The following is a 26,760-nucleotide window of genomic DNA, read 5'->3' on the forward strand; positions in this document are numbered from 1 at the left end:
GGTCAGACCGGGAACTCCTCCGTCACCGGGATCCCCTTCTTGAGCGTCCGGCTCACCGTGCACAGCCGCTCGATCGCGCGATCCACGGCACCGGCCAGCGCCTCCCGCTGATCCGCCGCCAAAGTCGACACGTCGACATCGAAGGCCACGTGCACCGCGTCCAGCTCCGAAGCGCCCTCACGGCGATCGGCGCTGACGGTCACGCGGAACTTCGCGTCTTCGCCCACTCGCCGCGTGATCAGCTCCTCGGCGGTCACCGCGCTGCACCCCGCGGCCGCGATCTGCAGCAGCTCCGCGGGCGAGAACGCCCCTTCGGCGCCGGTGCGGCCCAGCCGTACCTCGGCGCCCCGGTCGTTGCGGCCGACGAAGGAGTGCTTGCCGTCGCGCTGTACTTCGAGTCCCATGTCCGCTCCAACCCGGTCAGGAAACCGCTTGTTCCGGCTCCCACTGGGCAAGAACCGTGATCGTGCCCGGATCGACCTCGGTGAACCCGGCGTCCCGGACGGCGACGACGCGATCGCGCCGCCACGCTCCCTCGGGGTCGTCCCCGGGGTGCAGTTCCTTCCACCGCGCGACGCTCGCCGTGCGCACCGCCGTCCGGTAGCCCCGCGCGGCCCAGCCGTCCAGCGCGGCGTCGTCCAGCAGCGCCGCCAGGATCATCGTGGCGTGCCCGACCTGCGCGGCGGCCTTGCCGACGGTCATCGGCGCGTGCGGGTTGAGCAGGAGCAGCGGGACGCCGGCGGGCAGCGGCCCGGGCTCATCGGGCGGCAGCTCGCTGCCCGAGATCTGCAGCCGCGAGACCTCCTTGGGCGCCTCGGCGACCAGGCCCGGCACCAGGGCCCGCGCCTCGGCGCCGTCGATCTCGACGGTGATGCCCGGCAGGTCCTGAACCGCCGCCCAGTGCGCACCTCGCGCGCGCCGCGCCACCTTGCGGATCCGGTTGTCCAGCCACGCGTGCATCGGCTCGGCCCACTCGCCACCGGGCTCCGAACGCTCATCGAGGCAGACCGCCAGCGCGGCGGCCGCGGCGGCCTCCAGCAGCGGCGTGCGGCCGGGCGGCTCGGCCCGTTCGATGCGCAGGATCACCGGCATCGCCCGGACTTCCTCCGGGAGCTCGTCGGAAGTGTCCGAAGTGTCTTCGGCCGGGAGCCCCAGCCAGTACGCGTAGCGGGCGCCCAGGGGGTCGAGAACGCTGCTCACGGACGCATCAGCTCGAGCCCGTCGGCGGCGTCGGCCGCTTCGACCTCGCCGCGCGTGAGGCCGAGCACGAACAGCACGGCGTCGAGGTACGGGTGCGAAAGCGCGGTGTCGGCCACTTCTCGCAACGCGGGCTTGGCGTTGAACGCGACGCCCATGCCGGCCGCCGAAAGCATGTCGATGTCGTTGGCGCCGTCCCCGACCGCGACGCACTGCTCGAGCGGGATGTCGTACTCGCCGGCGAAGCGGCGAAGCACCTTCGCCTTGCCGGCGCGGTCGACGACCTCCCCGACCACACGCCCGGTGAGCTTGCCGTCGACGATCTCGAGCTCGTTCGCCGCCGCGAAGTCGAGGCCCAGCTCCTCCACCAGACCGCCGATGACCTGCGTGAACCCGCCGGACACCACCCCGGTCTTGAACCCCATCCGCTTGAGCGTGCGGATCGTCGTGCGCGCCCCCGGGGTCAGCTCGATGGACGCGGCGACCTCGTCGATCGCCGAGGCGGGCAGGCCCTCCAGCAGGGCGACCCGCCGTTCCAGGGACTCGGTGAAGTTCAGCTCACCGCGCATGGCGGCCTCGGTGATCTCGCGGATCTCCGGCTCGACCCCGGCGTGCGCGCCCAGCATCTCGATGACCTCGCCCTGGATGAGCGTCGAGTCGACGTCGAAGACGACCATCCGCTTCGCCCGGCGCGTGATCCCGGCCCGCTCGACGGCGATGTCGACGCCCACCTCGACCGCGGCGTCGGCGAGCTCCGAGCGCAGGGCGGCGTCGGCCTCCCGGGTGTCGCGGTCGACCGAGACGTACAGCTCCAGCCCGGTCACCGGGTAGTCGGCGACGCTGCGGATCGCGTCGATGTTGGCGCCCAGCGAAGCCAGCCGGCGCGCGACCTCCGAGAAGCCCCGCGCGGTGACCGGACGGCCCAGCACCACCAGCACGTGGGTGGAGTCGCTGCGGCCCAGCGCGAACGGGTCGTCCCCGATCGCCGAGCCGATCTTGACCTCGACCTGCATGCCGACGGACGCCATCGCCTGCTCGACCGACTCCTGCAGGCCCTCCGGGTCGCGGTACACGCCGGCGAGGACGCCGAGCACCAGCTGCCCGCGGATGACGACCTGCTCGACGTCGAGCACGTCGACGTCGTGGCGGGTCAGCACGGCGAACAGCACGGACGAGACGCCCGGCTTGTCGGGGCCGGTGGTCGTGATCAGGACGGGGGTCTGGGTCACTGGTCATCCCTCGTTCGGCGACGCTGCACAGTCAGTCTGCCGGTCCGGCCGCGGACATAAGTAGAGCGCGTGCCCGGCTTCACAAAAGCCGGGCACGCGCTCACTCGATCAGGTGCTACTTGTCGTCGCCTTGCTCGCTCGCGTTGTCCTTGGAGTGGTCTCCCGGGATCACCGCTTCGGTGAGCAGCTGCGACGGGGCCGAGTGGCTGTTGACCTTCTGCTTCCCGAAGAAGCCGATCTCACCCTCGTTGTGGATGCGCTCGATCATGTGCGGGTAGTGCAGCTCGAACGCGGGCCGCTCGGAGCGGATCCGGGGCAGCTCGGTGAAGTTGTGCCGCGGCGGCGGGCAGGACGTCGCCCATTCGAGCGAGTTGCCGTAGCCCCACGGGTCGTCCACCGTGACGATCTCGCCGTACCGGTAGCTCTTGAAGACGTTCCAGATGAACGGCAGCGTCGAGGCACCGAGGATGTACGCGCCGATCGTCGAGATCGTGTTCAGCGTGGTGAAGCCGTCACTGGTCAGGTAGTCCGCGTACCGCCGCGGCATGCCCTCCGCGCCCAGCCAGTGCTGGACGAGGAACGTGCCGTGGAAGCCGATGAACGTGGTCCAGAAGTGCCACTTGCCGAGCTTCTCGTCCATCATCCGGCCCGTGATCTTCGGGAACCAGAAGTAGATGCCGGCGAAGGTCGCGAACACGATCGTGCCGTAGAGGACGTAGTGGAAGTGCGCGACGACGAAGTAGCTGTCCGACACGTGGAAGTCGATCGCCGGCGCGGCCAGCATGATGCCGGTCAGGCCGCCGAAGAGGAACGTGACGATGAAGCCCATCGAGAAGATCATCGGCGTCTCGAAGGACAGCTGGCCCTTCCACATCGTGCCGATCCAGTTGAAGAACTTCACGCCGGTCGGGACCGCGATCAGGAACGTCATGAAGGAGAAGAACGGCAGCAGCACGGCACCGGTGGCGTACATGTGGTGCGCCCACACCGCGACCGAGAGGGCCGCGATGGCCAGCGTCGCCCAGACCAGGCTCTTGTAGCCGAACATGGGCTTGCGGCTGAACACCGGGAAGATCTCCGACACGATCCCGAAGAACGGTAGCGCGACGATGTAGACCTCTGGATGGCCGAAGAACCAGAACAGGTGCTGCCAGAGGATCACCCCGCCGTTTTCGGGGTCGAACACGTGCGCGCCGAGATGCCGGTCCGCCAGCAGGCCCATCAGGGCCGCGGTCAGGATCGGGAAGGCGAGCAGGATCAGGATCGACGTCACCAGGATGTTCCAGGTGAAGATCGGCATCCGGTACATCGTCATGCCGGGCGCGCGCAGGCAGACCACGGTGGTGACCATGTTGACCGCGCCGAGGATGGTGCCGAGACCGGAGACCACCAGGCCGGAGATCCACAGGTCCGCGCCGACGCCCGGCGAGTGGATCGCGTCCGACAGCGGGGTGTAGGCGAACCAGCCGAAGTCGGCGGCGCCACCCGGCGTCAGGAAGCCCGACAGCACGATCAGGCCGCCGAAGAGGTACAGCCAGTACGAGAACGCGTTCAGCCGCGGGAACGCGACGTCCGGCGAGCCGATCTGCAGCGGGAGCACGAAGTTCGCGAAGCCGAAGAGGATCGGGGTCGCGTACAGCAGCAGCATCACCGTGCCGTGCATGGTGAACAGCTGGTTGTACTGCTCCTGCGACAGGAACTGCTGCCCGGGTCGCGCCAGCTCGGTACGGATGAGCATGGCCATCGCGCCGCCCGCCATGAAGAAGGCGAACGACGTGACCAGGTACATGATCCCGATCTGCTTGTGGTCCGTCGTGCGGAACAACCGCAGCAGGTACGAACCCTTGACCGACTCGCGCGCGGGGTACGGGCGCGTCGCGATCGGCTTGGGGGCTACGGCCGTCACTCCTGCCTCCAACACTCAAACCTCGTGGTGGTCATCGTCCGGCCGCCGAGGTGGGCAACGCCCGGTTCAGCGGTCAAGGGGGATCGTAGCCCTCGCTACCGACAGTCGCGCGCACCGGCTGGCAAGATCGGTCCGTGGCCGACGAATACACGCGCGCCGCGGTTCGCGCGGCACTGACCGTGACCTCCCGGCTGGGCCTGCGCGAGCACGAGCCCGAGGTCCTCCACGAACGCTCGAACGTGCTGGTGAAGCTGGGTCCGCTGGTCGCGCGGGTGCCGGGGACCACCCGCCTCGCGCGACCCGGGCCGGCCTGGCAGGAGCGGGACGTGGCCCTCTCCCGGTTCCTCACCGAACGTGGTGTGCTCGTCGTCTCACCGGCCACGGATCCCCCGGCCGGACCGCATTTCGCCGAGGGCCTGCCGGTCACGCTCTGGCACCACACCCCGCACGATCCGGACCACCGGTACGCACCGGACGTCGTCGCGCGTTCGCTCGCCGAAGTGCACTCCGCGTTGCGGGACTACCCGGGCGAACTGCCCCGGCGAGGCCCGCTCGACGACCTCGGGCGGATCTTCGACCGGCACGACCTGGACGGCGAAGCGCCCCGGTTGCGCGCGGAGGCCGACCGGCTCGCCGAGGCGCTCCCGGACGTCGCCGTGCAGCCGCTGCACGGCGACGCGCACCCCGGCAACCTGATCGCCACCCCCGCCGGCCCCTGCTGGCTGGACTTCGAGGACACCTGGCTCGGGCCGCTGGCCTGGGACCTCGGGATCCTCGCCCGGCAGGGCGGCCCGGAGTTCCTGGCCGCCTACCCCGGCGAGCCGGCCGGCGCCTCGGTCGAGCCCTGGGTCCGCCTCCGCGAGCTCTACTCGGTCGTGTGGCAGTACGTCATCGCGATCCGGTTCCCGCACCGGCTCCCCGGCGCCCGTTCGGCGCTCGCCGCCTACTTCTCGTGAGTCGCCGGGTACCAGGAGAGGATCGCCTCGACCACGCCCGCCGGGTCCTCCAGCGGAGTCAGGTGCCCGACTTCGGGGAGCACCACGAGCGTCGCGCCGGGCATGGCCTCGACCATCGCGCTCGCCGCCGCGACCGGGGTGATCGGGTCCTCTTCGCCGACGACGACCAGCGCGGGGACGCCCGCGTCGCGCAGCAGCTCGAGGGAGTCCGGCCGGGTCCGCAGCGCCAGAGCCGTCCACGAGATCCCGGCGGGCGGCTGTGATTCGATGATCGCCCGGACGTCCTCGACGACCTCCGGCCGGCGCTCGCGCGTCGACCCGGCCAGCAGGTTCGGCAGGTTGGCCTCGGCGAGCCAGCCGCCGATGCCCTCGTCGTCGACGCGCTCGGCCACGTCGAGCCGGCTTTGCGCGGCCTCGGGCGTGTCGGGCGTGGCCTTGGTGTCGATGAGCACGAGCCCGCCGACCCGCTCCGGCGCCAGCCGCAGCACGGCCATCGCGAGGTAGCCGCCCATCGAGCAGCCGCCGAGCACGACCCGGTCCAGCTCCAGGCGGTCCAGCAAGGCGACGACGTCGCGCGCGGCGTCTTCGAGACTCGGCTCGCGATCGGACTCCGGCAGCGGCGAGCGACCCAGCCCGCGCTGGTCCGGGGTGATCACCCGAAGGTGTGACGCGAGGGGCTCGCGCACCGCGTTCCACATGCGGGCGTCCAGGGGAAAGGCGTGGAGGAGAACCAGCGGCAGTTCCGTCATGCGGGCCATTTTGTCGGACCCCCGCGCTAGCTTCGCCGATGTGTTCACCGACATCGAAACCGACCGGCTGCTGCTGCGTCCGCTCCACGAGGCGGACCGGCAGGCGATGGTCGACATCCACACGGATCCGCGCACCAACCGCTTCCACCCGGACCCGCCCGACGTCCCGCGCGCGTCGGCGATGTTCTCGGAGTGGCTGGCGCACTGGGCCGAGCACGGCTTCGGCTACCCCGCGGTGCTCGAACGCGGCGGCACCGAGGTGCTCGGCATGTGCGGGGTGCGGCTGCGGGAGTTCCACGGCGAGAAGGTGCTGAACCTCGGCTACCGGTTCCGGCCGTCGGCGTGGGGCAAGGGGTACGCGGGCGAGGCCGGGCTGGCGGTCCTCGGGTGGTGTGCCCGCGAGCTGCCGTCCGTGCCGGTGCTGGCGAGCGTGAGCGTCGACAACAAGCCGTCGCTGCGGGTGGCGGAGCGGCTCGGCTTCACCGAGTACACGGAGGAGATGTACGACGGCGCGATGTCGCGGCACTACCGGCGCTGAGCCGGGCGATCTTTGACAACTCCAGAAGGAATGGCGTCACCGGCGGCGGTTCGGCCGCCGGCGCGCCCGGGCGCCCCAGCAGGCCCGGTGCCAGTGCCGCCGGTCGGCGACGGAGCCGGTCTCGTCGGCCGGCCAGACGACGAGGTGCGGCGTGCCCGGCCGGATCTCGTGGTCGCAGCCGGGGCACCGGTAGTCCTTGGTGGCCTGCGAGCCGGGCACGGTCCGCACGAGCCAGTCGCCGTCGGACCCGGACTCGGCGCGGGCCCAGCCGGTCGCGGCACCGAGTTCGCGTTCGGGCGGCCCGCCGTCCGCGCGGCGGCCGGGACGATTCCGTCGAGGCACCCCCGAACGGTAACCGCCACCCGCTCCCGCCCACCCGCCCCTCCAGCCCCCACGAGTCGTCCACACAGGTACGCGAGTCGTCCATCTGGATACGCGAGTCGTCCGCCCGAGTACGCGTGTCGACCCTCCAACCACGCTTGATGCCCCTCCAATCACGCGTGATGCCTCTCCAGTCACGCGAGATGCCCCCGCAATCACGCGAGATGCCCGTCCCGTCACGCGTGATGCCCGTCGGTGCTCAAGCCGCGACCCGGCCACCGGCCCGCAGCCGGCGACGGATCCCGTCGTGGCCGAGCCCGTCCCAGCCGAGCCGGGCCAGCGTCCGGCCGGTCAGCCGGAAATCCTCGCCCCCGAGCACGGACATGATCGTGATGGCGGCGTCGACCATCGGCGTGGCGACCCCGGCGCACCGCGCGAGTGCCTGCAGCGGCACGAGCGTGGAGCGGATGTCTTCGGTGAGGAACCGGTGGTCGAGGCTGGTCGGCGCGGCGATCGTCCGGTACGGCTCCACCGTCCGCAACGCGTCGAGCAACGTCGTGGCCGAGCAGCCGTAGTAGCGGTCAAGGACCTCGGTCATGGGCAGCAGCCGGGCACCGTACGCCCGCGCGACGGCGGCGAACTCGGCCTCGGTCCGCTCCAGCAACGCAATCGTGCGGTGCGAAACGCCTTCGACGTAGAAGAGCAGCTCCTCCGCACGGTCGATGGTGCCGAGGTTGGCCAGCGCGATCGGCACGTGCGCGACCGCGCCGAAGTCGTGCAGGCCGCGTTCGACGGTGTTCCGCGCGACCTCCAGCATCGGGAACCACTCGCGCAGCAGCCCGGCCTGCCGTCCGACCGCGGACGGCGTGCTGCCGGAGATCAGGTTCCAGCCCTTGGCCCCCAGCACCGTCACCCCGCCGGTCCCGGAAGGCCGGGCGGCGAACAGCGCGTCGGTCTCGACGACGTCGACCGCCGGTGCCCCGGCGGCGGCGAGCGCGTGCGCGAACTCGACGCTCCCGCACAGCTTGCTGGAGAACAGCACCACCACCTGTCCGGCCCGAAGATGCGGCGCAAGCCGGACAGCGACCTCCGGATAGGCGGTGGTCACGGTCGCGACCAGCACCACGGCCCGCCCGGCCAGCGCCGCGGGGTCCGCCGTCACCTCCCGCAGCGGGAACCGACCGTCGAGCACCCCGCTCGCCAAGATCTCCCGCCGGCGCGCGATGTCCCGCACGCCCGACAGATCCCGTGTGCAGAGGTGCACGGGCAACCCCAGTGACGCGAGGTGGGCCGCGACCGCCCGTCCCTCACCACCGGCCCCGACGACCCCGATCCCGTCCAGCCCGCTCATCCCGCCCACTCCCGTCACTCGGTACGCAGTGGACAGGTCGGCACGCCGATCGGGAAAGTTCCCGCCGGAGCACGTTCCCGGAAATACGCTCGCTCACCCCTGAGCGAGCGCCAGCGGCACCAGCTGTTCGGCCGTGGTGAGCGACCCGTGCTGCCCGATCAGCGACGTCTCCACGGCCTCGGCGAGCCCCCGCACCATCCCGAACCGCCCCCGGGCCGCCGCGACGACGTCGCCGATCCGCGGCAGCACCCGGTCGCTGACGGTGTGCCCGAACCACCCCTCGGCGACGGCCTCCTCGCGCGACCGCACCCAGGCCCGCTCGCCCAGCACCGCCCGCCAGGCCGCGAGGACGTCCGCGGCCGCGCCCGGCTCGGTGTAGACGTGCCGGGCCCGCACCTCGCCCCCGAAGGTCCGGACCCCGGAAAGCAGCTCCGGGACGTCTTCGAGGTCGAGCTGGTCGTCGACGGCGACCATCCCGTGGTCGGCGACCACCGCGAGCAGGGCACCGGCCGGCAGACCGTCCACAAGGGACTCGACGAGCCGGTCGACCTGCCGCAGCTGGGCCCGCCACGCGGCCGAGCCGGGGCCGTAGACGTGCCCCAGCAGGTCGAGGTCACCGTGGTAGGCGTAGCAGAACGCGCGCCCGTCGAGCACGGACAGCGTCCGCGCGGCGAGGTCACCGAGCGCGTGCACCCCGGCGTACCGCGCTCCGCTCTGCGTGGCCAGGGTCAGGGCGGTGTCGCGGAACTTGGCGGCCGACACCACGGCCGCGTCGATGCCCGCCGCGGCGGCCCGCTCGAACGTCGTCGGCAGCGGCTGCACCTCGCGGGGCGGGAGGGCGCCGCGCAGGTCGCTGCCGTCTTCGTGGCTGCACCAGCGCAACGCGTTCAGCACGCCGGTGCCCGGCATCTCGAACGTGTAGCCGACCATGCCGTGCTCGCCGGAGGCGAGCCCGGTGCCGATCGCCGCCACCCCGGCGGCCGTCGTGGACGGGAAACCCACGCGCAGCGGCTCCCGGGCCAGCTCGGTCAGCACCGGCGCGTCCGCCGCGTGTTCGGCCAGCAGCTCCCAGCCGAGCCCGTCCACCAGCAGGACCCCGGCGCTGCGGGCCTCCGGCAACGTCAGCGTGTTCCCGCAGCCGGGCACCCCGAGCGCGGCTAGCAGGGACGGGACGACCTGGCCGAGGTGCGGGACGTCGGCGAGCGTGGGCGGCTGCACGCGCCCACCTTCCCATCCGCGGGGCACTCCGGCGATAATCGCGGCATGCCGACCTACGCCTACCGCTGCCGCGAGTGCACCGAGACCTTCGAGCTCCTGCGCCCGATGAGCGAATCGAGCGCGCCGGCGGCCTGCCCGGAGGGCCACGCCGACACCGTCAAGCTGCTCACCACGGTCGCCCTCACCGGGGCCGCGAGCGGATCCGCGGTCCCGGCGGGCGGTGGCGGTGGCTGTTGTGGCGGCGGCTGCTGCGGCTAGAGCACCTTCAGCGCCTGCTCCAGGTCGGCCCAGAGGTCCTCGACGTCCTCGAGCCCGGCCGACAGGCGGATCAGCTGGTCGGACACGCCCGCGTCGTGCCGGTCGCCCGCGTCGACGATCCGGTGGCTGATCGATCCCGGGTGCTGGATCAGGGTGTCGACGCTGCCGAGGCTGACGGCCGGCGTGATCAGCCGGACCGCGCCGATCAGGGCGTGCGGGTCGCCGTCGACCTCGAACGCCACCAGCGGCCCGCCCAGCCGCGGGTAGTGGACGGCCGTCACGGCCGGGTGGTCGCCGAGCCGTGAGGCCAGCGTCGCCGCGGTGGCCGAAGCGGCGTTGACGCGCAAAGGCAGCGTGGAAAGCCCGCGCAGCAACAGGTATCCGGCGAGCGGGTGCAGCACACCACCGGTCGCGAAGCGGATCTGCCGGAGCCGGGCGGCTTCCTCGGCGTCGCACGCCACGATCCCACCCATCACGTCGCCGTGGCCGCCGAGGAACTTCGTCGCGCTGTGCAGCACGATCCGCGCACCGTGACGGCCCGGGCGCTGGAGCACCGGGGTCGCGAAGGTGTTGTCCACCAAGAGAGGCACGTCCCCGCAGGCGGCCGCCAGCGCGGCGATGTCGGCCTCGGCGAGCGTCGGGTTCGCCGGCGTCTCGACGAACACCAGCCCGGTGTCGGGCCGCAGCGCGGCGGCGACGGCGTCCGGCGCGGCCCAGGTGACCTCGGTGCCGAGCAGCCCGGACTCGAGCAGGTGGTCGCTGCAGCCGTAGAGCGGGCGGACGGCGACGACGTGCCGTTTCCCTTGTGCCACCGCGGAAAGCAGGCAGGCCGAGACGGCGGCCATCCCGCTGGCGAACGCGACGCCGTGCTCGAAGCCTTCGAGCTCGGCGAGCGCCCGCTCGAACCGTTCGACGGTCGGGTTCCCGACCCGGCCGTAGATCGGCGGGCCGTCGAGTTCGCCACCGGCGGCGAACTCGTCGATCCGGGCGGCTTCGGCGGCACTGTCGCGGGAGGGGTAGGTCGTCGACAGGTCGAGCGGGACGGCGTGCACCCCGAGGTCCGTGAGGTCGTCACGGCCGGCGTGGACGGCACGCGTGCGCAGCGAGGAAGTCATGGCAGCATGGTCGAGCTTTCACCGGATCCGAGGCAACAGTCTCGGATATCATTCGCCGATGTCCGATTCTGTCGAACTGAGTCCGGTCGACCTCGAGATTCTGCGCCTGCTCCAGAACGATGCCCGGGTCACCAACAAGGACCTGGCGGCCGCGGTCGGCATCGCGCCGTCGACGTGCCTGGACCGCGTCGCCCGGCTGCGGGACACCGGCGTGATCACCGGGCAGCACGCGTCCGTCGACGCGGCGAAGCTGGGCCGTCCACTGGAGGCGTTCCTGTTCGTGCAGGTCCGCCCGCACCGGCGGCCGCTGGTGGACCCGTTCATCGAGCACCTGCTGTCCCTGCCCGAGGTGCGCGCGGTCTACCACCTGACCGGGCCGGACGACTTCCTCGCGCACGTCGCGACCAGCTCCGCCGGCGAGCTGCAACGCCTGGTCCTCGACGAGCTGACCTCCCGGGACGAGGTCGCCCGCGTGCACACGAACCTCGTCTTCCAGCACTGGAGCGGTGGACCGCTGCTCCCGCCGGGTGCCTGAGTCACAGCGTCGCGAACCAGCGGCGGGTCTCGCGCGCGGAGGTCAGCCGGACGACCGCGGGGCACGGCGGTTCGGCGGCCCAGGCCCGGATGGTCGCCCGCTTCTTCGCGAACGACCTGAAGTGCCAGCGGATGATCGAGTCCGCGGAGAACATCTGGCGGAACGACTCGACGTTGCCGTTGCAGATCCGCTCGCGGGTCACCGAGCGCAGGGTGGTCCGGCGCACCAGGCGGCCCAGCGAAAGCCAGCGCGGGTAGTCGAGACCCACGATGAGCTGCGTGCGCGGCAGCACGACGTCCTTCCACCTGCTGTACGCCGCGTCGAGGACCCAGCGCTCCCCCGCGCACACCTCGGCGAGGCGGCGGCGCTGCTCCTCGTCGGGCACCTGGACCCAGCCCGGCAGCCAGGTGAGGTCGTCGGCCGAGACGTAGGGCAGGCCGGTGCGCTCGGCGATGCGGGCCGCGAGCGTCGACTTGCCCGAGCCGGTCACGCCGTAGACGACGATCCGCTCAGGCGTCGAGATCACGGGCGGGCTCCCGCGGTCCGCGGTAGGGCAGCGTCTGGCTGTAGACGATGCTCGTGGTCGTGCTACCGAACTGGGCCAGCTCGTCCATCGTGCGCTCGAGGTGGGCCATCGAGGCCGCGGCGACCTTGAGCGTGTAGCAGTCGTCGCCGGTGGTGCGCAGGCATTCGAGGATCTCGAGGCGCTCGCCGAGCAGCTTGTGCAGCGCGTCGTGCCGGCTGCCGGGGTACTTGAGCCGGACGACGGCGAGCACCGGGTAGCCGACCTTGCCGAGGTCGATGTCGGCGCGGTAGCCGGTGATCACCCCGGCCGACTCGAGCCGCCGGAGCCGTTCGGTCGTGGCCGACGCGCTGAGGTTCACGCGGCGGCCCAGTTCGGTGAGCGGCAGCCGGGCGTCCTGCTGGAGCTCGACCAGGATGGCCCAGTCCGTCTGATCGAGAGTCTCGGTCACCGGGCGAATCTACCGCGAGATCCACGGCCGGAGCCGCCGAACACCGTGATCATTCCCTTCCGATCACGGCTTTGACCTCGATAGCCTTTCGTGGTGAAGATCGGCGTGAACGTCCCCAACTTCGGTCCCGGCACCGACCCCGGCGTGCTGCGCGCCTGGGCGCGGACCGTGGAAGGCCTCGGCTACGACCTGCTGATGGTTTCCGACCACGTCGCGATCACCCCGGACGTCGCCGGCCAGTACCCGGCGCCGTTCTACGAGCCGTTCACGACGTTGTCGTGGCTCGCGGGCGTCACCGAGCGGGTGCGGCTCGGCACCACCGTGCTGGTCGTGCCGTACCGGCATCCCCTGCTGGTGGCCCGGATGGCGGCGAACCTCGACGCGCTCAGCGGCGGCCGGCTCGTGCTCGGCGCCGGCATCGGCTGGGCGAAGCAGGAGTTCGACGCGCTCGGCGTCCCGTTCGAGCAGCGCGGGAAGCTCACCAGCGAGTACCTCCGGACGATCCGCGCGGCCTGGGCCGACCACGACGACTACCGGGCCGGCCCGATCCCGCTGTGGCTGGGCGGGCACAGCGACGCCGGGCTGCGCCGTGCGGTGGAGCTCGGCGACGCGTGGCACCCGTTGCGGATGACGATGTCCGGGTTCCGGGAAGGCCTGGAGCGCCTGCAAAACGTGGCCGGCGACCGGCCGGTGCCGGCGTTCGCGCCGCGGATCCTCTTGCGGGTGACGGGAACCGCGGTGACCGGACCGGAGCGGCGTGCCGGAGAAGGCACTCTCGACCAGGTCCTCGACGACCTGGCGCAGTTGCGGATGCTCGGGGCGGACACCGTCGTGCTCGACCCGTTCGATGCGGACCCCGCCGAGACCCTCCACCCGGAGGTCGCGTGGCGGGACCTGGCGGCCGTGGCCGCGTCTTGGAAGGAGATCCGGTGAAGGACACCGAAGAAGCCCTGTTGCGGCGCGCGATCGAGCTCGCCCGTGAAGCGCGCGAGGAACACGGCAACCCGCCGTTCGGCTCCCTGCTGGCCGACGCGGACGGCAACGTCCTCGCCGAGGATCGCAACACCTCGTTGACCGACAACGACATCACGGCGCACCCGGAGCTGAAGCTCGCCCGCTGGGCGGCGCAGAACCTGGCACCGGAGGCCGCCGCGGCGACCACGATGTTCACCAGCACCCAGCCGTGCGGGATGTGCACCGGCGCGATCGAGCGGTCCGGGCTCGGCCGCGTCGTGTACGCGCTGTCGACGGAACAGTTCCTCACGCTGCGCCCGCCGGTCACTTGGGGCGGGCACGAGCTCCAGGGCCCGGCGCTGTTCGACGAGGCTCGCGTGCCGGTCGAGGGTTATTACCGGTGACGAGCTACGAGGTGCGCCCGGTGGCGCACGTCGAGTCGTCGCTCCAGGACCGTGGGACGGCCCCGAAGCAGGGCGACGAAGGCGCCCCAACGGCCCGGGTGGTGTTCGCCCCGGAGTTCCACCCGGCGGCGGCCGACCTCCGCCCGGGCGACCGCCTGGTCCTGCTGACGTGGCTGCACGAAGCCGACCGCGACGTCCAGTCGGTGCACCCGCGCAGCGACCCGGGCCGCCCCCGCGAAGGGGTGTTCTCGACGCGCTCCCCGGACCGCCCGAACCCGATCGGCCTCCACACGGTGACGGTGACGGCGGTCGAGAACGGCACGCTCACGGTGACGGGCCTGGAAGCCATCGACGGCACGCCGGTCCTGGACGTGAAACCGGTCCTCGGCGAGGTCGCCGGCCGCTGAGCCGCACCGCCGCAGGCTCCACCCACAGGGCGTACCGGAACGAACCCTTGGCATCTGCTGCTGGCGGCAGTTCTACCTGGTGGAAGTCTCGCACCGGGGCCGGATCATGGTGCAACCCGACGACGCGCGATATGGGCGCGTCGCCCTCAGCCTGGGAAGCTGATCAGTAGTCCTTGAAGCCCTTCCCGGTCTTCCGGCCCAGCCGCCCGGCCGTCACGAGGTGCTCCAGCAGCGGCGCCGGCGCGAAACCCTCCTCGCGGAACTCGTTGTACAGCGTGCGCTGGATGGCCAGCGACACGTCCAGCCCGACCACGTCCAGCAGCTCGAACGGGCCCATCGGCAGGCCGCAGCCCACCTTCATCGCCGTGTCGATGTCGTTCGCCCCAGCGTAGTGGGCCTCCAGCATCTTCACCGCGTCGTTCAGGTACGGGAACAGCAGCGCGTTGACGATGAAGCCCGCGCGGTCTCCACAGTGGACAGCGTGCTTGCCCACCGCCGAACAGACCGCGCTCGCCGTCGCGACCACGTCCGGGGCGGTCGCGATCGTCGAGACCACCTCCACCAGCTTCATCACCGGGGCCGGGTTGAAGAAGTGGAGACCGATCACGTCGGACGGCCGGGACGTCGCCGCCGCGCACTCGATCACCGGCAGCGAAGACGTCGTCGTCGCCAGCACCGTGCCCGGGCGGGCGACTTCGTCCAGCGCCGCGAACACCGCCTGCTTCACCGACAGCTCCTCGGCCACGGCTTCGACGACCAGGTCGACGTCGGCCAGCGCCTCGAAATCGGTCACCGGGGTGATCCGCCCCAGTGCGAGAGCGGCGTCCTCTTCGGACAGCTTGCCCTTGACCACGGCCTTGTCGAGCGACTTCTTGACGCGAGCCACCGACGCCTGCGCCTTCTCCAGGCTCCGGGCGCGCAGCACGACCTCGAGACCGCGCTTGGCGAACACCTCCGCGATGCCGGTCGCCATCGTCCCGGTGCCGACCACGCCGACCCGGGCCACCGGCCGCGGCGGGACACCCTCCACTGTGGACTGCACAGAAGCGTCCGAGACCACGGTGGGCGAATCCGGCGCGTCGTAGGCGTAGAAGCCGCGGCCGGTCTTGCGTCCCAGCTGGCCCGCCGTGATCATCTGCTTGAGCAGCGGCGCCGGCGCGTGCAGCCGGTTGCGGGACTGGTGGTACATCGTGTCGAGGATCTCGTACGCGGTGTCGAGCCCGATCAGGTCGAGCAGCGCGAGCGGACCCATCGGGTACCCGCAGCCGAAGCGCATCGCGGCGTCGAGGTCCTCGCGCGTGGCGTAGCGCTGCTCGTACATCCGCACCGCGTGGTTGAGGTAGCCGAACAGCAGCGCGTTCGCGATGAAGCCGGCCCGGTCGCCGATCACCACCGGCACCTTGCCGAGCCGCTCGGCGAACGCCACCACCTCGGTGACCACCTCCGGCTCGGTGACCACGGTCTTCACGATCTCGACGAGCTTCTGCACCGGCGCCGGGTTGAAGAAGTGCATGCCGACGACCTTGCCGGGCCGCGTGGTGTGCACCCCGATTTCGGTGATCGACAGCGACGATGTGTTGGACGCGAACACGACCTCGGGCCGGGTGATCTTGTCCAGCTCCGTGAGGACGTCGGCCTTCAGTTCCAGGCTCTCCGGGATCGCCTCGATCACGAGGTCCACATCGGACAGATCGGAGAGCGAGATGCTGTACCGGATCCGGCCGAGCAGCTCCGCGCGCCCGTCCGCGTCGAGCTTGCCGCCGGAAAGAGCGCGCTCGGTCGAGTGCTCGAGGTGCCCACGGCCCCGGGCGACACCGGCTTCGTCGAGCTCGACCGTCACGACGTCGAGCCCGCTGCGCGCGAGCACTTCGGCGATCCCGGCCCCCATCGTGCCCAGGCCGACCACTCCGACCGTCGAGATGTCCCGCGCCATCGAGGCCTCCAGAGATGTTACTCGCTGGTAATTGGCCCCTGACTCTGCCACACGGGACCGCCGGAAGCCCAGACGGAATCGAGTCAGTACCGCGCAAGTCACCCGGTCGGCGAGCCGGATTCACTCGCCGAAGTTGCCGTCCACCAGCTCTTTCGCCTTGTCCAGGGCGGCGGGCGCCTGCGGTCCGCGCGCCCGTACGCGGATCCGGTCGCCCTGGCGGGCACCGAGCGACATCAGCGCCAGCACGCTGTGGGCGTCGGCCTCCTGGTCACCGAGCCGGACGGAGACCTCGGCGTCGAACGCGCTCAGGGCACGCGCCAGCACCGCGGCCGGCCGCGCGTGCAGCCCGACCTCGTTCCGCAGCACCAGCTCGACCTCGCCGCCATCACCACCATCGCCGGGGGCGGGCTCGGCCGGAGTGAGGTCCTCGGGCATCCCGGCGGCCGCGGCGGCCTCCGCCACCGCCTTGCGGTCCTTGCCCGACTGCGCCGCGACCGCCGCCGCGATCGCGCCTTCGACCAGCGGGCCGTCCGCGACCAGGGCGGCCGAGGGGTCGGCCAGCGATTCGACGGCCAGCTCGGCGGTCATCTGCGCGCTGCCGAGGTCGTAGAGCAGCACGACGCCGTCGCCGGAGTCGGCGCGCTGGGTGGCCGCGACGACCTCGTCGTAGTCCGTGCCGATCGAGCCGTCGGAAAGACCCCCCGCGGCCATGATGGTGACGTCCGGCGCCATCTGGGCGGCCAGCTCCGCCAGCCCCTCGGCGAGCTTCGAGCTGTGCGAGACGAGCACGATGCCGACGCTCACCGGGCAGCCTCGGCGAACGCGCGCAGCAGCAGCGCCGACGACCGCGCGCCGGGATCCAGGTGCCCCACCGCGCGCTCGCCCAGGTAGGACGCCCGGCCCTTGCGCGGCACCAGGTCCACAGTGGACTCCGCGCCGCGGTCGGCCGCGTCGGCCGCCGCCGTCAGCACCGCGGCGACGTCCCCGCCGTCCTCGGCCGCCTTCTCCGCGGCCGAGACCGCCGGGATCAGGGCGTCGACCATGGTCGCGTCGCCGCCCACGGCCTTCCCCCGGGCCTGGACGCCTTCGAGTCCCGCGCGCAACGCCTCCAGGAGGGCCGGAACGTCGAGGTCCTCGGCAGTACCGAGCTTCGTCGAGGCACGCAGGAAAGCCGTGCCGTACAACGGTCCCGCGGCCCCGCCGACCTTGGAGATCAACGTCGTCGCGACGAGCTTGAGGACCGCACCCGGCGTGTCCGGCGGGCTCGCGTCCAGAGCCGCGACGACGGCGGTGAACCCCCGGTTCAGGTTCTCGCCGTGGTCGCCGTCGCCGATCGCGCGGTCGAGGTCGATCAGCTCGGCGCGGTGCTCGGCGACGACGGCCGCCGCGGCGCGCACGGCCGCCGCGACCCCGTCGGCCTTGCAGGTCATCAGACCCCCCACCGCAGCGCCGCAGTGTTCACCGGGGCGTCCCAGAGCTCGGTCAGCTCGTCGTCCAGTTTGAGCAACGTCAGACTCATCCCCTGCATCTCGAGGCTGGTGATGTACGGGCCGACCAGCCGGCGTTCGACCACGATCCCACGCTCGGCCAGCAGCCGCTCGGCGATGCCGTGCGCCAGGTACAGCTCGACGAGCGGGGTCGCGCCCATCGAGTTGGTGAACAGCAGCACGCGGTCACCGGATTCGAACGGCAGGTCCTCCACCACCGCCTGCACCAGCCGCGCCACCAGCGCGTCGGCCGGTTCGAGCGGGATCCGCTCGCGGCCGGGCTCGCCGTGGATGCCGATGCCGAACTCGATCTCGCCGTCGCCGAGGTCGAAGCTCGGGGTGCCGGCGTGCGGCACGGTCGGCGCGGTCAGCGCGACGCCGATCGACCGCACCTGGCCGATCACCTTCTGCGCCAGCGCGGTCACGGCGTCGAGCGAGTCGCCGCGCTCGGCGGCCGCGCCGGTGATCTTCTCCAGCAGCACCGTGCCGCCGACCCCGCGGCGGCCCGCGGTGTAGGTCGAGTCCTTGACCGCGACGTCGTCGTCGATCACGACGCTGCGCACCTCCAGGCCGTCGGCGGCGGCCAGCTCGGCGGCCGTCTCGAAGTTCAGCACGTCGCCGGTGTAGTTCTTGACGATGAGCAGGGCGCCCGCGTCGCCGGTGGTCGCGGTGACGGCGGCCTGCACGGCGTCGGGCGTCGGTGAGGTGAACACCGCGCCGGGCACGGCGGCGGCGAGCATGCCCTGGCCGACGAACCCGCCGTGCAGCGGCTCGTGCCCGGAGCCACCTCCGGAGATGACGGCGACCTTGCCGGCGACCGGCGCGTCGGCGCGGACCACGACGTCCGGATCCTCCTGGACGCGCAGGATGTCGGCGTGCGCGGCGGCGAGGCCCCGCAGCGACTCCGCGACGACGTTCGCCGGATCGTTGATGATCTTCTTCACGGCAGCCTCCGGCAACTTCGGCGGGTGGGTGTCCCCTTCCTACCTCTCCGCGCGGCCCGCCGCCAGGTCAAGGCCGGTCAGGGTTTGGGGAGCTTCGTGACGACGTTCTTCGCGACGGTGACCGCCTTGCCGCACGGGTCGTCGGTGTCCGGCTTGGCGTTGTAGTTCTCGTAGTCCACTTGGGCCAGTTCGACGTCGTCGCCCTGCCACGGCCGGTGCTGCCACTCCACCGAGCACCGCGACGCGCTCCCGTCGGCCTGCTTCCGGAAGGCCGTCACGCCGTTGCCGAGGTCCACCTTGGAGTAACCGTCCCCGGCGATCGGCGGCAGTCCCGGTTGGAACTCGACGGTCACGGCCGGGTTGGCGCCGTTGCTCCGCCACTGGCAGGAGTGCAGGCCCGAGGGCACGGACTTCGCCGACGGAACGGTGGCGGCCACCGCCGCGGTGTCGGCCATCGCGCACGGGTCGGCGGTCAGCAGCGTGCCCGCGGGCGTCGAGTACTTCTCCGGTGAGTTGTGCACCTTCTGCACGATGGCGTCCATCAGCGTCCGGCCGGGCCGGCACGGGTCGCCGGGGTAGGTGACCGTGAGCGTCAGGGCCATGTCCGGGTTCAGGGCCGTCATGGTCGCGACCGTGCAGCTGGTCTCGTCGGTCTTGTCGACGCGCAGCGGCAGCCCGCCGGCCTGCCCGGTCGTCTTGTCCGCGTGCGGCAGCAGGGTGTTGCCGATCTCGAAGTCGAGCCGGATCTCCTTGCCGCCGGGGTCCTTCACCTTGTTGCCGCACCGGTCGAAGGCGATCGACGACGGCGACGGGTCGTCCTCGACCGTGCCGAGGCCCAGCGCGCCGAGCGCCTCCTTGGTCAGGAACTGGCACGGCTTGATCGTGCGCAGCACGTTCGCCGCCACGGCGGCGTCGGTGATCGGGCCGTCGGAGATCTGGCCGGCACCGGCCGCCGCGGGCACCGTCGTCCGCGCGAAGTTGGACTTGCCGAGGTCCTGCCCGCACGCGGTCAGCGGCAGCGCGAGGGCGGTGACCAGCAGGAACAGCTTCGGGAGACGGCGGCGTCGAACGTCAGGGAGCACGCGGTGCACGGTAGCCGGAACCTCGCGTCCCTGTCCGGACAACCCGGCTATTCGACCTTCGCGGGCGGTGTGTCGGCGTCCTCGGGCTCGGCCGGCACGACGAGCGGCCGGACCCGCGCCCAGATGATGAACGCCGCGGAGACCACCAGCATGCCGAGGCCCGCCCACAGGTTGATGTTCACCCCGGCCGCCTTCTCCCGCTCGGCGTCGGACGTGAACCAGAGGCCCATCACCGTGAGGATCACGCCGTAGACGCCGATCAGCAAGGCGATGATCAGCCGGATGTCGAAAGCGCCCGCCTTCCGCGGTCGCGCGCCGGACTCGGTAGCCATGACGGACCTCCTAGAAGATGATGTTGAGGGCGATGGTCAGGATGAGCACGATGCCCGCGAGCAGGCCCGGCTTGCGGTACCAGCCCGCGTTCTCGCCGGTGTCGTCGTGCTTGCGCGTTTCCTTCGGGGTCAGCGAGTAGACCAGCCCCACCAGCTCTTCGTCCGGCTTCGGCTTGGTCGCCAGCGAGACCGCGACGCTCACCACGATGTCGACGACGAACGCGGTCCCCGCGGCGACGAAGCTGGTGCCCTGGCCGCTCAGGCCGATCACCCCGGCCTGCGACAGCCCCCAGACGGTGATCGCGGACGCGGTACCGAGCACGAGGCCGCTCCAGCCGGCGTGCGGCGTCATCCGCTTCCAGAACATGCCCAGGATGAACGTCGCGAACAGCGGCGCGTTGAAGAAGGAGAACAGGTCCTGCAGGTAGTTCAGGATGTTGCCGGAGTTCGACGCGATGAACGCGGTGCCGATGGCGAGGATCGTGCCGACCGACGTCACCACGCGCCCGAGGCGCAGGTAGTAGCCGTCCGGCTTGTCCTTCTTGATGTACGTCTGCCAGATGTCGTACGTGAAGACCGTGTTGAAGGAGCTGAGGTTCGCGGCCATGCCGGCCATGAACGAGGCCAGCAGACCGGCGATCGCGATGCCGAGCATGCCGTTCGGCAGCAGGTCGCGCATCAGCAGCAGGAGCGCGTTGTTGAACGTGACGCCGCTTTCCGCCTTGCCGCCGTCGAGCAGGACCTGCTTGTCCTTGACGTACTCGGAGACGGTGACGGCGGCGATCATGCCCGGGATGATCACGATGAACGGGACCAGCATCTTCGGGAACGCGCCGATGATCGGCGTGCGCCGCGCGGCGGACATGCTCTTCGACGCCATCGCGCGCTGGACCTCGACGAAGTTCGTCGTCCAGTAACCGAACGACAGCACGAAGCCGAGACCGAACACGATGCCGAGAATGGACAGGATGTTGTTGCCGAAGCCGGTCAGGTTGTCACCGGGCCACGAGTGCAGCTGCGCGGTGCCGCCCGGGCTGTTGGTGACCTTGTCGACCAGGCCCTGCCAGCCGCCGACCTTGACCAGGCCGATGATGGTCAGCGGGACCAGGGCGATGACGATCACGAAGAACTGCAGGACCTCGTTGTAGATCGCCGCGGAGAGACCGCCGAGCGCGGTGTAGGAGAGCACGATCGCGGCGGCGACGATGATCGACACCCACAGCGGCCAGCCGAGCAGCAGGTTCACCACGCTGGCCAGCAGGAACAGGTTCGCGCCCGCGATCAGGATCTGAGCGGCGGCGAAGCTGACGCCGTTGACGAGGTGGGCCGGCTTGCCGAAGCGCCGGCGCATGAACTCGGGAACGCTGCGGACCTTGGAGCCGTAGTAGAACGGCATCATCACGATGCCGAGGAACAGCATCGCCGGGATCGCGCCGATCCAGAAGTAGTGGACGGTCGGCAGGCCGTACTGGGCGCCGTTGGCCGACATGCCCATGACCTCGACCGCGCCGAGGTTCGCCGAGATGAACGCCAGGCCGGTGACCCAGGCGGGCAGCGAGCGGCCCGACAGGAAGAAGTCGAGACTGCTGGACACCTGACGCCGTGCCAGGTACCCGATGCCGAGCACCAGCACGAAGTAGAACGCCAACTCGATGTAGTCGATCGCACTCGCGTCGAGTCGCAGGTTCGCATCGGCTAGGACGAGCATCCGACCCACCTCTTTTCAACTGGACAACAACCCACAGGAATCACCACTGTCCTGTCGGATCCGGACAGTACTGCATGGATTCAGGGTCGGCACGCCGACGTGTCCAAAGTGGCCAGAAGGCGCGTCCCCCCTGCCCTTGAGCTGGGGAAACGCGCCTTCTGTCACGCACCGCGGGAGCGGTTGTGGATCACCGGTCGGTGGGCACCGCGATCTCGCCGTCTTCTTCGATCAGCTTGGCGAGCACGGCGTCGGGCAGGTAGGTGCGGTGCGGGTAGCCCGGGCCCCACGAGTTGAGCAGCGGCACGGCGCCGAGCTCGTCGGCCCGCGGGTTGGCGAGCACCGAGTGCACGTCGTCGACCGACTTGGCCCAGCGGAACGCTTTGATGCCCTGCTTGGCCTCGGGCGTGTACTTCTCGCGCGCCTGCCAGTCGTCGTTGGCGTACGAGTCGTCCCAGAGGACGTGCCCGGCCTCCTTGAGCACCTCGGCCGCGGCGCGGACCGACGTGCCGTTGTCGTCGCCGGGGTTGGTCTCGGGCCACTCGTCGCGCTTCTTGGCCGAGTCCCAGAGCCAGCGGGCGGTGTACTCGCTGCCGTTGAAGATCGACATGCAGCGCGACCAGCCGAAGCCGACGCAGGCGCCTTCCTTGCCCTGGTCGTAGAACGCGTAGTTGGCGTCGGTGTCCGGGGTGCCGCCCGGCTCGAGGCAGACGCAGTGGCCGCCGCGGATCCGGCCCAGCTTCTTGACGCCGGCCTTGGCGATGAAGAACTCGCCGGAGGCCTCGTCCTTCTCCGGGGTGTCGAACGCGGAGTACCAGTTCACCCCGATCACGACGGGCGCCTGCGTGGGCCGGTCGTCGGCGGACAGCGCGGTGAGCGGATACCTTTCCACGTGCCGCCAGTCGTCCGGAATGAACCGGCCCAGACGTGGGTCGGCCGGATCGGAACCGAGTGGGCGATAACGCATGACTTCCTCCTCCGTGCAGGCGAAAACGCGCGCGCACCGGCCGGACAGGCACGCGCACACGAGCTCGAAGGCGGACTGAAACGTAGGCACGACAAAGAAAGACGGCCGAGCGCACCACCCTCCGGCCACGCCGGACGCGCCGGCGGAACCCCTCGAAATGAGTGTGCCACTCGCGCACGTGAAAGGATCCCGAACTCACCCGAACAGCGCAAAAAGGCAGGTCAGAAAGGAGCCGATCACTTCTCGGACGCCTATCGGGTTAACGATTTCCTTGCGGAGGAATCATCCGGGAATCAGATACCGCAATTGGGCATCGATTCGGTATCGGCGCCGGGCCCGTCCCCGGGGCCGAGCGGAGGCACCGAGGTCACCCGCACCTGAAACAGCGGGCGCGCTTCCCGCGATCTTCATCCCACGATCACGGAGGTGCCGATGAAGCGAACGCTCGTCGCGATGATGGCCACGGCAGGGCTGCTGGCCGGCTGCTCGGGCGGGACTGCCGCGCCGGCGGCCACCACGACCGTGACCGTCACGACCACCCAGCCCGCGGCCGAGCCGTCCGCCGCCGGTGTCGCGGCACCCTCGGCACCGGGCCGGATCACCAAGCAGATCGGGGAGCAGATGGGCATCTACCCCGAGGCGCAGGGCTCGCCGTCCGGTCCCGCCACCGCGACGGGCACCATCACCGAGATCAAGAAGTCGCGCAGCCGGTTCACCGGTGAGTTCGCGCTGCGCGTGTCCGCGACCGTGCGGACGGGCAACGACGACGCCACCAACGCGGACGCCATGCGGGTCTGGTGGTGCGGCTCGGGAGCCTGGTCCACCCTCGACCCCGACACCGGCGAGCAGACGCCCGACACCTACGCGATCGCCTTCGACGTGCGATGAACCTCAATCCACCCGCCGGAAGCGCGGCACCACGCCGTCCGGGGTCTCGACCGTCTCCCCGAACATCGCTTCCGGTCGCACCCACAACCCGCGCTCGCCGTACAGCGCGCGGTACACCACGAGCTTCTCCTCGGTCTCACTGTGCCGCGCGACCCCGAGCACCTCGTACTCGCCGCCCTTGTAGTGCACGTACCGTCCGGGTTCCACCGTCAGAACAGCCGGAACTCGTCGGACTCGATGCCGCGCAGCTCGTCGTAGTCCAGCGTCAAGCAGCGGATTCCGCGGTCCTCCGCCAGCGTTCGCGCCTGGGGCTTGATGATCTGGGCCGCGAACACGCCCTGGACCGGGGCCAGCAGCGGGTCGCGGTTCAGCAGCTCCAGGTACCTCGTCAGCTGCTCCACCCCGTCGATCTCGCCGCGGCGCTTGATCTCCACCGCCACCGACTTGCCGTCCGCGTCGCGGGCCATGATGTCGACCGGGCCGATCGCCGTCGGGAACTCGCGGCGGACCAGCGTGTAGCCGTCGCCCAGGGTCTTGATGTGCTCGGCCAGCAGCTCCTGCAGGTGGGCCTCGACGCCGTCCTTCTGCAGGCCCGGTTCCACGCCCAGCGCCTGGGAGTAGTCGTGGAAGACCTCCTCGATGGAGATCACCAGCTTCTCGCCCTGCTTGTTCTCGACGATCCAGAGATTGCCGTCCTCGATCAGCCAGCAGGGCGGGCTCATCCAGTTCAACGGCTTGTACGCGCGGTCGTCGGAGTGGACCGACACCGACCCGTCGGACTTCACGAGCAACAGGCGGGTGGCCATCGGCAGGTGGGCGGTGAGCCGGCCGGCGTAGTCGACCTGGCACCGCGCGATCACGAGACGCACCCGAGGAGGGTAGGACAGGGTCGGTGATACTGGGCGCGTGGACCCCATTCAGCGTGTCGCGTCCCGCGAGGTGTATCGGAACAACTGGATGACCGTGCGGGAAGACGACATCCGCCGCCCCGACGGCTCCGCGGGCGTCTACGGCGTGATCGACAAGCCGGACTACGCCCTCGTCATCGCCCAGGACGGCGACCGGTTCCGGCTGGTCGAGCAGTTCCGCTACCCGCTCGACGAACGCCGCTGGGAGTTCCCGCAGGGCACCGCGCCCGATCTGGCCGACGTGCCGCCCGCCGAGCTGGCCGCGCGGGAGCTGCGCGAAGAGACGGGCCTGCGCGCCGGCTCGATGGTGCCGCTCGGCAAGCTCGACGTCGCCGCCGGCATGAGCAGCCAGCGCGGCTGGGTGTTCCTCGCCACGGACCTCACCGAAGGCGAGCCCGAGCGCGAGCTCGAGGAGCAGGACATGCGCAGCGCGTGGTTCTCGCGCGCGGATCTCGAGAAGATGATCCTGGCCGGCGAGATCACCGACGCGCAGTCGATCGCCGCGTGGGCGCAGCTCATGCTGTTCGAGCGGCACCGGCCCTGAGCATCCCGCGGATCACCAGGTGGTGGAACGGCTTGATCAGCGCGAAGTAGGCCGGGCCGACGCGGTTGTGGAAGTGCACGATCGTGCCGAGCCGGAAGCCGCGAGGCACGGCTTCGACCGTCAGGTACCCGCTCAGGTGGCTGTCGTCCGCGCCCGCGACCAGGTAGCGCTCCGGGTCGCCGGCCCGGACGGTGAAGAACGCGACCCGGTCGCCGGGCGCGAACCCGATGTCCTCGGGCCGGAGCCGGCCGGTGCGCGGAACGGCCGCGGTGTCCAGCCGCAGCGCTTTGGCCAGCAGGTACCGGGCGCCGAACAGGACTTTCACCCAGGCGGGCGACCAGCCGAACACGCCGGCGACGAACTCGCGCAGGCTGTTCTCGCTTTCGATCTCCTTGAACTCGACGTAGTCGGCACCCTCGACGAACGGTTCGGTCATTTCCTTCTCCCCAGAACGAGTTCCAACGCACTCTTCAGCTGCCGGCCGGACAGTGGCGGCACGACCTGCCCGGCACCGACGACGATCAGGTACAGCGCCCGCGCCAGGCCGGCGTCACCGCTGACCTCGGTCAGGTAGGCCACGCGCGTCCGGTCGACACGCTCCTGGACCGCCCTCGCTTCGGCGTCCTGCAGGGCCCACGCCCGGACGGCGATCTCGAGCCCGAGGCCGGGTCCGGGCGCGAGGACGAGCTTCAGCAACGCACCCAAGCGGTCCCCCGAGGCCGCCTCGGCCTGCTCGACGAAGCGGGTCGTGCGCTCGGTCTCGAAGTGCTCCAGCAGCGCCGTGCGGAAGCCGCCCGTGCCCTTGAAGTGGTGGTAGAAGGAGCCTTTCGACAGGCCGAGCCGCTCGGCCAGCCGCTCGATCGTCACCGCCGGCGCGCCCTGCTCCTCCAGCAGCACCAACCCCGCGTCCAGCCAGTCCCGCTTGCTCGCCATGGCCATACCATACCGTATGGTACGGACGCTGGCCACGACGAAACCCCCGCCGGGACGCGGGGGGCTCAGTCGGGCCAGGAGGGCTTGCGCTTCTCCAAGAAGGCGGCCATGCCTTCGCGGGCGCCGGGCAGCTGCGACGCCGCGGCCATGACCTCCAGCGCGATGGCGTAGGCGTCGGCCTCGGGCCGGTCGAGCTGGGCGTAGAGCGTCACCTTGCCCATCGACTTGCTGGCCCGGCTGCCGCGCGTCGCCCGCGCCAGCAGATCCCCGACGGCGTCGTCGAGCTGCTCGTCCGGAACGACCCGGTTGACCAGGCCCCAGTCGAGCGCGGTCGCCGCGTCGATGACGTCGCCCGTCAGCGCCAGCTCCATGAGCCGCTTGCGGCCGATCGAGCGCGCCACCGGCACCGCCGGCGTGTGGCAGAACCAGCCGCCTTTGCCGCCCGGCAGCGCGAAGCCCGCCGACTCGGCGGCGACAGCCAGGTCGCACGACGCCACGAGCTGACAGCCCGCCGCGGTGGCCAGGCCGTGCACCCGCGCGATGACCACCTGCGGAATCGACTGCATGGTCTTCATCAGTTCGGTGCACACCGTCAGCAGCTCGCGCACGCCCATCAGGTCGCGCTTGGCCACGTCCCCGAAGTCGTGCCCCGCGGAGAACACCGGTCCCGCGCCGGCCAGCACGACGCCGGTGGCGTCGGACGTCCCCGCCGTGCGGAACGCGGCGAGCAGCTCGGCGAGGTGATCCGCGGACAGCGAGTTGCGCCGCTCCGGCCGGTTCATGGTGATCGTGACGGTGTCGCCGTCCCGGTTCATCAGGAGGTGCTCGTACATTCCCCGACCGTAGCCCTTCCGGACCGGAAAGTGCGCCGGTAACTGTCCGGGCCGACGCCCACCTCGGCGCGCATCCGTCGTCGCAGGTTGGC

33 protein-coding genes and 1 pseudogene are annotated in these 26,760 nt (G+C 71.1%); 9 read left to right on the plus strand and 25 right to left on the minus strand.

The features are described 5' to 3' along the window. Window positions 1-2 precede the first annotated feature (2 nt). The 4 genes from ABZ342_RS28510 to ctaD all read right to left on the minus strand — a co-directional run bounded on the left by ABZ342_RS28510 (window position 3) and on the right by ctaD (window position 4,332). Window positions 3-404, minus strand: a complete 402-nt coding sequence (locus tag ABZ342_RS28510) for an OsmC family protein (protein WP_360479073.1) — start codon at window positions 402-404, stop codon at window positions 3-5. A 16-nt stretch (window positions 405-420) separates the two neighbouring features. Further along, window positions 421-1,200 (minus strand): peptidyl-tRNA hydrolase, encoded by a 780-nt coding sequence (locus ABZ342_RS28515; RefSeq protein ID WP_360479076.1) that lies wholly within the window; start codon window positions 1,198-1,200, stop codon window positions 421-423. Beyond that, complete coding sequence (gene serB / locus ABZ342_RS28520; RefSeq protein ID WP_360479079.1) at window positions 1,197-2,426, minus strand: phosphoserine phosphatase SerB; 1,230 nt, start codon at window positions 2,424-2,426, stop codon at window positions 1,197-1,199. Before serB ends, ABZ342_RS28515 begins: the two co-directional genes overlap by 4 nt. A 115-nt stretch (window positions 2,427-2,541) precedes the next feature. Then, window positions 2,542-4,332, minus strand: a complete 1,791-nt coding sequence (gene ctaD, locus ABZ342_RS28525) for a cytochrome c oxidase subunit I (RefSeq protein WP_155541318.1) — start codon at window positions 4,330-4,332, stop codon at window positions 2,542-2,544. Between the two features lie 134 nt (window positions 4,333-4,466). Here ctaD and ABZ342_RS28530 point away from each other — a divergent pair, with 134 nt between their 5' ends. Continuing rightward, window positions 4,467-5,288, plus strand: coding sequence for an aminoglycoside phosphotransferase family protein (locus tag ABZ342_RS28530; RefSeq protein WP_360479082.1), 822 nt, complete (start codon window positions 4,467-4,469; stop codon window positions 5,286-5,288). Here the strand turns inward: ABZ342_RS28530 and ABZ342_RS28535 are convergent. Further along, window positions 5,276-6,037 (minus strand): alpha/beta hydrolase, encoded by a 762-nt coding sequence (locus ABZ342_RS28535; protein ID WP_360479085.1) that lies wholly within the window; start codon window positions 6,035-6,037, stop codon window positions 5,276-5,278. The genes ABZ342_RS28530 and ABZ342_RS28535 overlap by 13 nt on opposite strands. On the opposite strand from ABZ342_RS28535, the gene ABZ342_RS28540 reads away from it, so the two are divergent. Beyond that, window positions 6,036-6,575 (plus strand): GNAT family N-acetyltransferase, encoded by a 540-nt coding sequence (locus ABZ342_RS28540; protein WP_360479088.1) that lies wholly within the window; start codon window positions 6,036-6,038, stop codon window positions 6,573-6,575. The two genes, ABZ342_RS28535 and ABZ342_RS28540, sit on opposite strands and share 2 nt — an antisense overlap. A gap of 36 nt (window positions 6,576-6,611) precedes the next feature. On the opposite strand, the gene ABZ342_RS28545 is transcribed toward ABZ342_RS28540, so the two are convergent. From ABZ342_RS28545 to ABZ342_RS28555, 3 genes are all read right to left on the minus strand, one after another. Next, on the minus strand, window positions 6,612-6,917 hold the full coding sequence (locus ABZ342_RS28545) for a hypothetical protein (RefSeq protein ID WP_360479091.1): 306 nt from the start codon (window positions 6,915-6,917) through the stop codon (window positions 6,612-6,614). Window positions 6,918-7,155: 238 nt separating this feature from the next. Continuing rightward, window positions 7,156-8,247, minus strand: coding sequence for an NAD/NADP octopine/nopaline dehydrogenase family protein (locus ABZ342_RS28550; RefSeq protein ID WP_360479094.1), 1,092 nt, complete (start codon window positions 8,245-8,247; stop codon window positions 7,156-7,158). Window positions 8,248-8,340: 93 nt separating this feature from the next. Then, the gene (locus tag ABZ342_RS28555; protein ID WP_360479097.1) at window positions 8,341-9,465 is read right to left on the minus strand and encodes a nucleotide pyrophosphatase/phosphodiesterase family protein; all 1,125 of its coding nucleotides are present in this window, start codon (window positions 9,463-9,465) and stop codon (window positions 8,341-8,343) included. A gap of 45 nt (window positions 9,466-9,510) precedes the next feature. Here ABZ342_RS28555 and ABZ342_RS28560 point away from each other — a divergent pair, with 45 nt between their 5' ends. Next, on the plus strand, window positions 9,511-9,723 hold the full coding sequence (locus tag ABZ342_RS28560) for a zinc ribbon domain-containing protein (protein WP_360479100.1): 213 nt from the start codon (window positions 9,511-9,513) through the stop codon (window positions 9,721-9,723). Here the strand turns inward: ABZ342_RS28560 and ABZ342_RS28565 are convergent. Further along, on the minus strand, window positions 9,720-10,838 hold the full coding sequence (locus ABZ342_RS28565) for a PLP-dependent transferase (protein ID WP_360479103.1): 1,119 nt from the start codon (window positions 10,836-10,838) through the stop codon (window positions 9,720-9,722). The genes ABZ342_RS28560 and ABZ342_RS28565 overlap by 4 nt on opposite strands. 58 nt (window positions 10,839-10,896) lie before the next feature. Between ABZ342_RS28565 and ABZ342_RS28570 the strand changes: the two genes are divergently transcribed. Next, window positions 10,897-11,373, plus strand: coding sequence for an Lrp/AsnC family transcriptional regulator (locus ABZ342_RS28570; RefSeq protein WP_155541310.1), 477 nt, complete (start codon window positions 10,897-10,899; stop codon window positions 11,371-11,373). A 1-nt stretch (window position 11,374) separates the two neighbouring features. Here ABZ342_RS28570 and ABZ342_RS28575 read toward each other — a convergent pair whose 3' ends face one another. Further along, window positions 11,375-11,899 carry an adenylate kinase gene (locus tag ABZ342_RS28575; RefSeq protein WP_360479107.1) on the minus strand — a complete coding sequence of 175 codons (525 nt, stop codon included), beginning with the start codon at window positions 11,897-11,899 and terminating at the stop codon, window positions 11,375-11,377. Then, the gene (locus ABZ342_RS28580; RefSeq protein ID WP_360479110.1) at window positions 11,883-12,347 is read right to left on the minus strand and encodes an Lrp/AsnC family transcriptional regulator; all 465 of its coding nucleotides are present in this window, start codon (window positions 12,345-12,347) and stop codon (window positions 11,883-11,885) included. Before ABZ342_RS28580 ends, ABZ342_RS28575 begins: the two co-directional genes overlap by 17 nt. Before the next feature lie 93 nt (window positions 12,348-12,440). Here ABZ342_RS28580 and ABZ342_RS28585 point away from each other — a divergent pair, with 93 nt between their 5' ends. Genes ABZ342_RS28585 through tsaA form a run of 3 tightly spaced genes read left to right on the plus strand, consistent with a single transcriptional unit; the run spans window position 12,441 to window position 14,112 of the window. Beyond that, window positions 12,441-13,280 carry an LLM class flavin-dependent oxidoreductase gene (locus ABZ342_RS28585; protein WP_360479113.1) on the plus strand — a complete coding sequence of 280 codons (840 nt, stop codon included), beginning with the start codon at window positions 12,441-12,443 and terminating at the stop codon, window positions 13,278-13,280. Continuing rightward, the gene (locus ABZ342_RS28590; RefSeq protein ID WP_360479116.1) at window positions 13,277-13,705 is read left to right on the plus strand and encodes a nucleoside deaminase; all 429 of its coding nucleotides are present in this window, start codon (window positions 13,277-13,279) and stop codon (window positions 13,703-13,705) included. Before ABZ342_RS28585 ends, ABZ342_RS28590 begins: the two co-directional genes overlap by 4 nt. Next, the gene (gene tsaA, locus ABZ342_RS28595) at window positions 13,702-14,112 is read left to right on the plus strand and encodes a tRNA (N6-threonylcarbamoyladenosine(37)-N6)-methyltransferase TrmO (protein WP_360479119.1); all 411 of its coding nucleotides are present in this window, start codon (window positions 13,702-13,704) and stop codon (window positions 14,110-14,112) included. The genes ABZ342_RS28590 and tsaA overlap by 4 nt, the downstream gene beginning before the upstream one ends. A gap of 163 nt (window positions 14,113-14,275) precedes the next feature. Here the strand turns inward: tsaA and ABZ342_RS28600 are convergent, their stop codons facing one another. From ABZ342_RS28600 to ABZ342_RS28635, 8 genes are all read right to left on the minus strand, one after another. Next, the gene (locus tag ABZ342_RS28600; RefSeq protein WP_360479122.1) at window positions 14,276-16,045 is read right to left on the minus strand and encodes a 3-hydroxybutyryl-CoA dehydrogenase; all 1,770 of its coding nucleotides are present in this window, start codon (window positions 16,043-16,045) and stop codon (window positions 14,276-14,278) included. Between the two features lie 120 nt (window positions 16,046-16,165). After that, window positions 16,166-16,849, minus strand: coding sequence for a dihydroxyacetone kinase phosphoryl donor subunit DhaM (gene dhaM / locus ABZ342_RS28605; protein WP_360479125.1), 684 nt, complete (start codon window positions 16,847-16,849; stop codon window positions 16,166-16,168). After that, window positions 16,846-17,475 (minus strand): dihydroxyacetone kinase subunit DhaL, encoded by a 630-nt coding sequence (dhaL, locus tag ABZ342_RS28610; protein WP_360479128.1) that lies wholly within the window; start codon window positions 17,473-17,475, stop codon window positions 16,846-16,848. Before dhaL ends, dhaM begins: the two co-directional genes overlap by 4 nt. Next, window positions 17,475-18,476, minus strand: coding sequence for a dihydroxyacetone kinase subunit DhaK (gene dhaK / locus ABZ342_RS28615; protein ID WP_360479131.1), 1,002 nt, complete (start codon window positions 18,474-18,476; stop codon window positions 17,475-17,477). Before dhaK ends, dhaL begins: the two co-directional genes overlap by 1 nt. A 77-nt stretch (window positions 18,477-18,553) precedes the next feature. Beyond that, on the minus strand, window positions 18,554-19,558 hold the full coding sequence (locus tag ABZ342_RS28620; RefSeq protein ID WP_360479133.1) for a DUF3558 domain-containing protein: 1,005 nt from the start codon (window positions 19,556-19,558) through the stop codon (window positions 18,554-18,556). A 47-nt stretch (window positions 19,559-19,605) separates the two neighbouring features. Beyond that, complete coding sequence (locus ABZ342_RS28625) at window positions 19,606-19,890, minus strand: hypothetical protein (RefSeq protein ID WP_155541300.1); 285 nt, start codon at window positions 19,888-19,890, stop codon at window positions 19,606-19,608. 10 nt (window positions 19,891-19,900) lie between these two features. Further along, on the minus strand, window positions 19,901-21,598 hold the full coding sequence (locus ABZ342_RS28630; protein WP_360479136.1) for a sodium:solute symporter family protein: 1,698 nt from the start codon (window positions 21,596-21,598) through the stop codon (window positions 19,901-19,903). Window positions 21,599-21,785: 187 nt separating this feature from the next. Beyond that, window positions 21,786-22,562, minus strand: coding sequence for a hypothetical protein (locus ABZ342_RS28635; protein WP_360479139.1), 777 nt, complete (start codon window positions 22,560-22,562; stop codon window positions 21,786-21,788). Between the two features lie 432 nt (window positions 22,563-22,994). On the opposite strand from ABZ342_RS28635, the gene ABZ342_RS28640 reads away from it, so the two are divergent. Then, the gene (locus ABZ342_RS28640; protein ID WP_360479142.1) at window positions 22,995-23,450 is read left to right on the plus strand and encodes a hypothetical protein; all 456 of its coding nucleotides are present in this window, start codon (window positions 22,995-22,997) and stop codon (window positions 23,448-23,450) included. Between the two features lie 3 nt (window positions 23,451-23,453). On the opposite strand, the gene ABZ342_RS28645 is transcribed toward ABZ342_RS28640, so the two are convergent. Beyond that, entirely contained in the window at window positions 23,454-23,657 is a 204-nt protein-coding gene (locus tag ABZ342_RS28645; RefSeq protein WP_360479145.1) for a DUF1653 domain-containing protein, read from the minus strand. A 2-nt stretch (window positions 23,658-23,659) separates the two neighbouring features. Then, window positions 23,660-24,319 carry an endonuclease NucS gene (gene nucS, locus ABZ342_RS28650; RefSeq protein WP_360479148.1) on the minus strand — a complete coding sequence of 220 codons (660 nt, stop codon included), beginning with the start codon at window positions 24,317-24,319 and terminating at the stop codon, window positions 23,660-23,662. A 37-nt stretch (window positions 24,320-24,356) separates the two neighbouring features. Between nucS and ABZ342_RS28655 the strand changes: the two genes are divergently transcribed. Continuing rightward, a complete protein-coding gene (locus ABZ342_RS28655; protein ID WP_155541295.1) occupies window positions 24,357-24,902 on the plus strand; it encodes an NUDIX hydrolase in 546 nt (181 codons plus the stop codon). On the opposite strand, the gene ABZ342_RS28660 is transcribed toward ABZ342_RS28655, so the two are convergent. The 4 genes and pseudogenes from ABZ342_RS28660 to ABZ342_RS28675 all read right to left on the minus strand — a co-directional run. Then, window positions 24,874-25,338: a DUF2867 domain-containing protein gene (locus ABZ342_RS28660; protein ID WP_155541294.1), complete on the minus strand. Its 465-nt coding sequence runs from the start codon at window positions 25,336-25,338 to the stop codon at window positions 24,874-24,876. The genes ABZ342_RS28655 and ABZ342_RS28660 overlap by 29 nt on opposite strands. Then, window positions 25,335-25,835, minus strand: a complete 501-nt coding sequence (locus tag ABZ342_RS28665; protein ID WP_360479152.1) for a TetR/AcrR family transcriptional regulator — start codon at window positions 25,833-25,835, stop codon at window positions 25,335-25,337. Before ABZ342_RS28665 ends, ABZ342_RS28660 begins: the two co-directional genes overlap by 4 nt. A gap of 65 nt (window positions 25,836-25,900) precedes the next feature. Further along, window positions 25,901-26,668 carry an enoyl-CoA hydratase-related protein gene (locus ABZ342_RS28670; RefSeq protein WP_360479155.1) on the minus strand — a complete coding sequence of 256 codons (768 nt, stop codon included), beginning with the start codon at window positions 26,666-26,668 and terminating at the stop codon, window positions 25,901-25,903. After that, window positions 26,650-26,760, minus strand: a pseudogene (locus tag ABZ342_RS28675) (AraC family transcriptional regulator); the annotation flags it as partial. The gene ABZ342_RS28670 and the pseudogene ABZ342_RS28675, both read right to left, overlap by 19 nt.

It is taken from the genome of Amycolatopsis sp. NPDC005961 (assembly GCF_040629235.1).
Taxonomy (GTDB): Bacteria; Actinomycetota; Actinomycetes; order Mycobacteriales; family Pseudonocardiaceae; genus Amycolatopsis; species Amycolatopsis camponoti.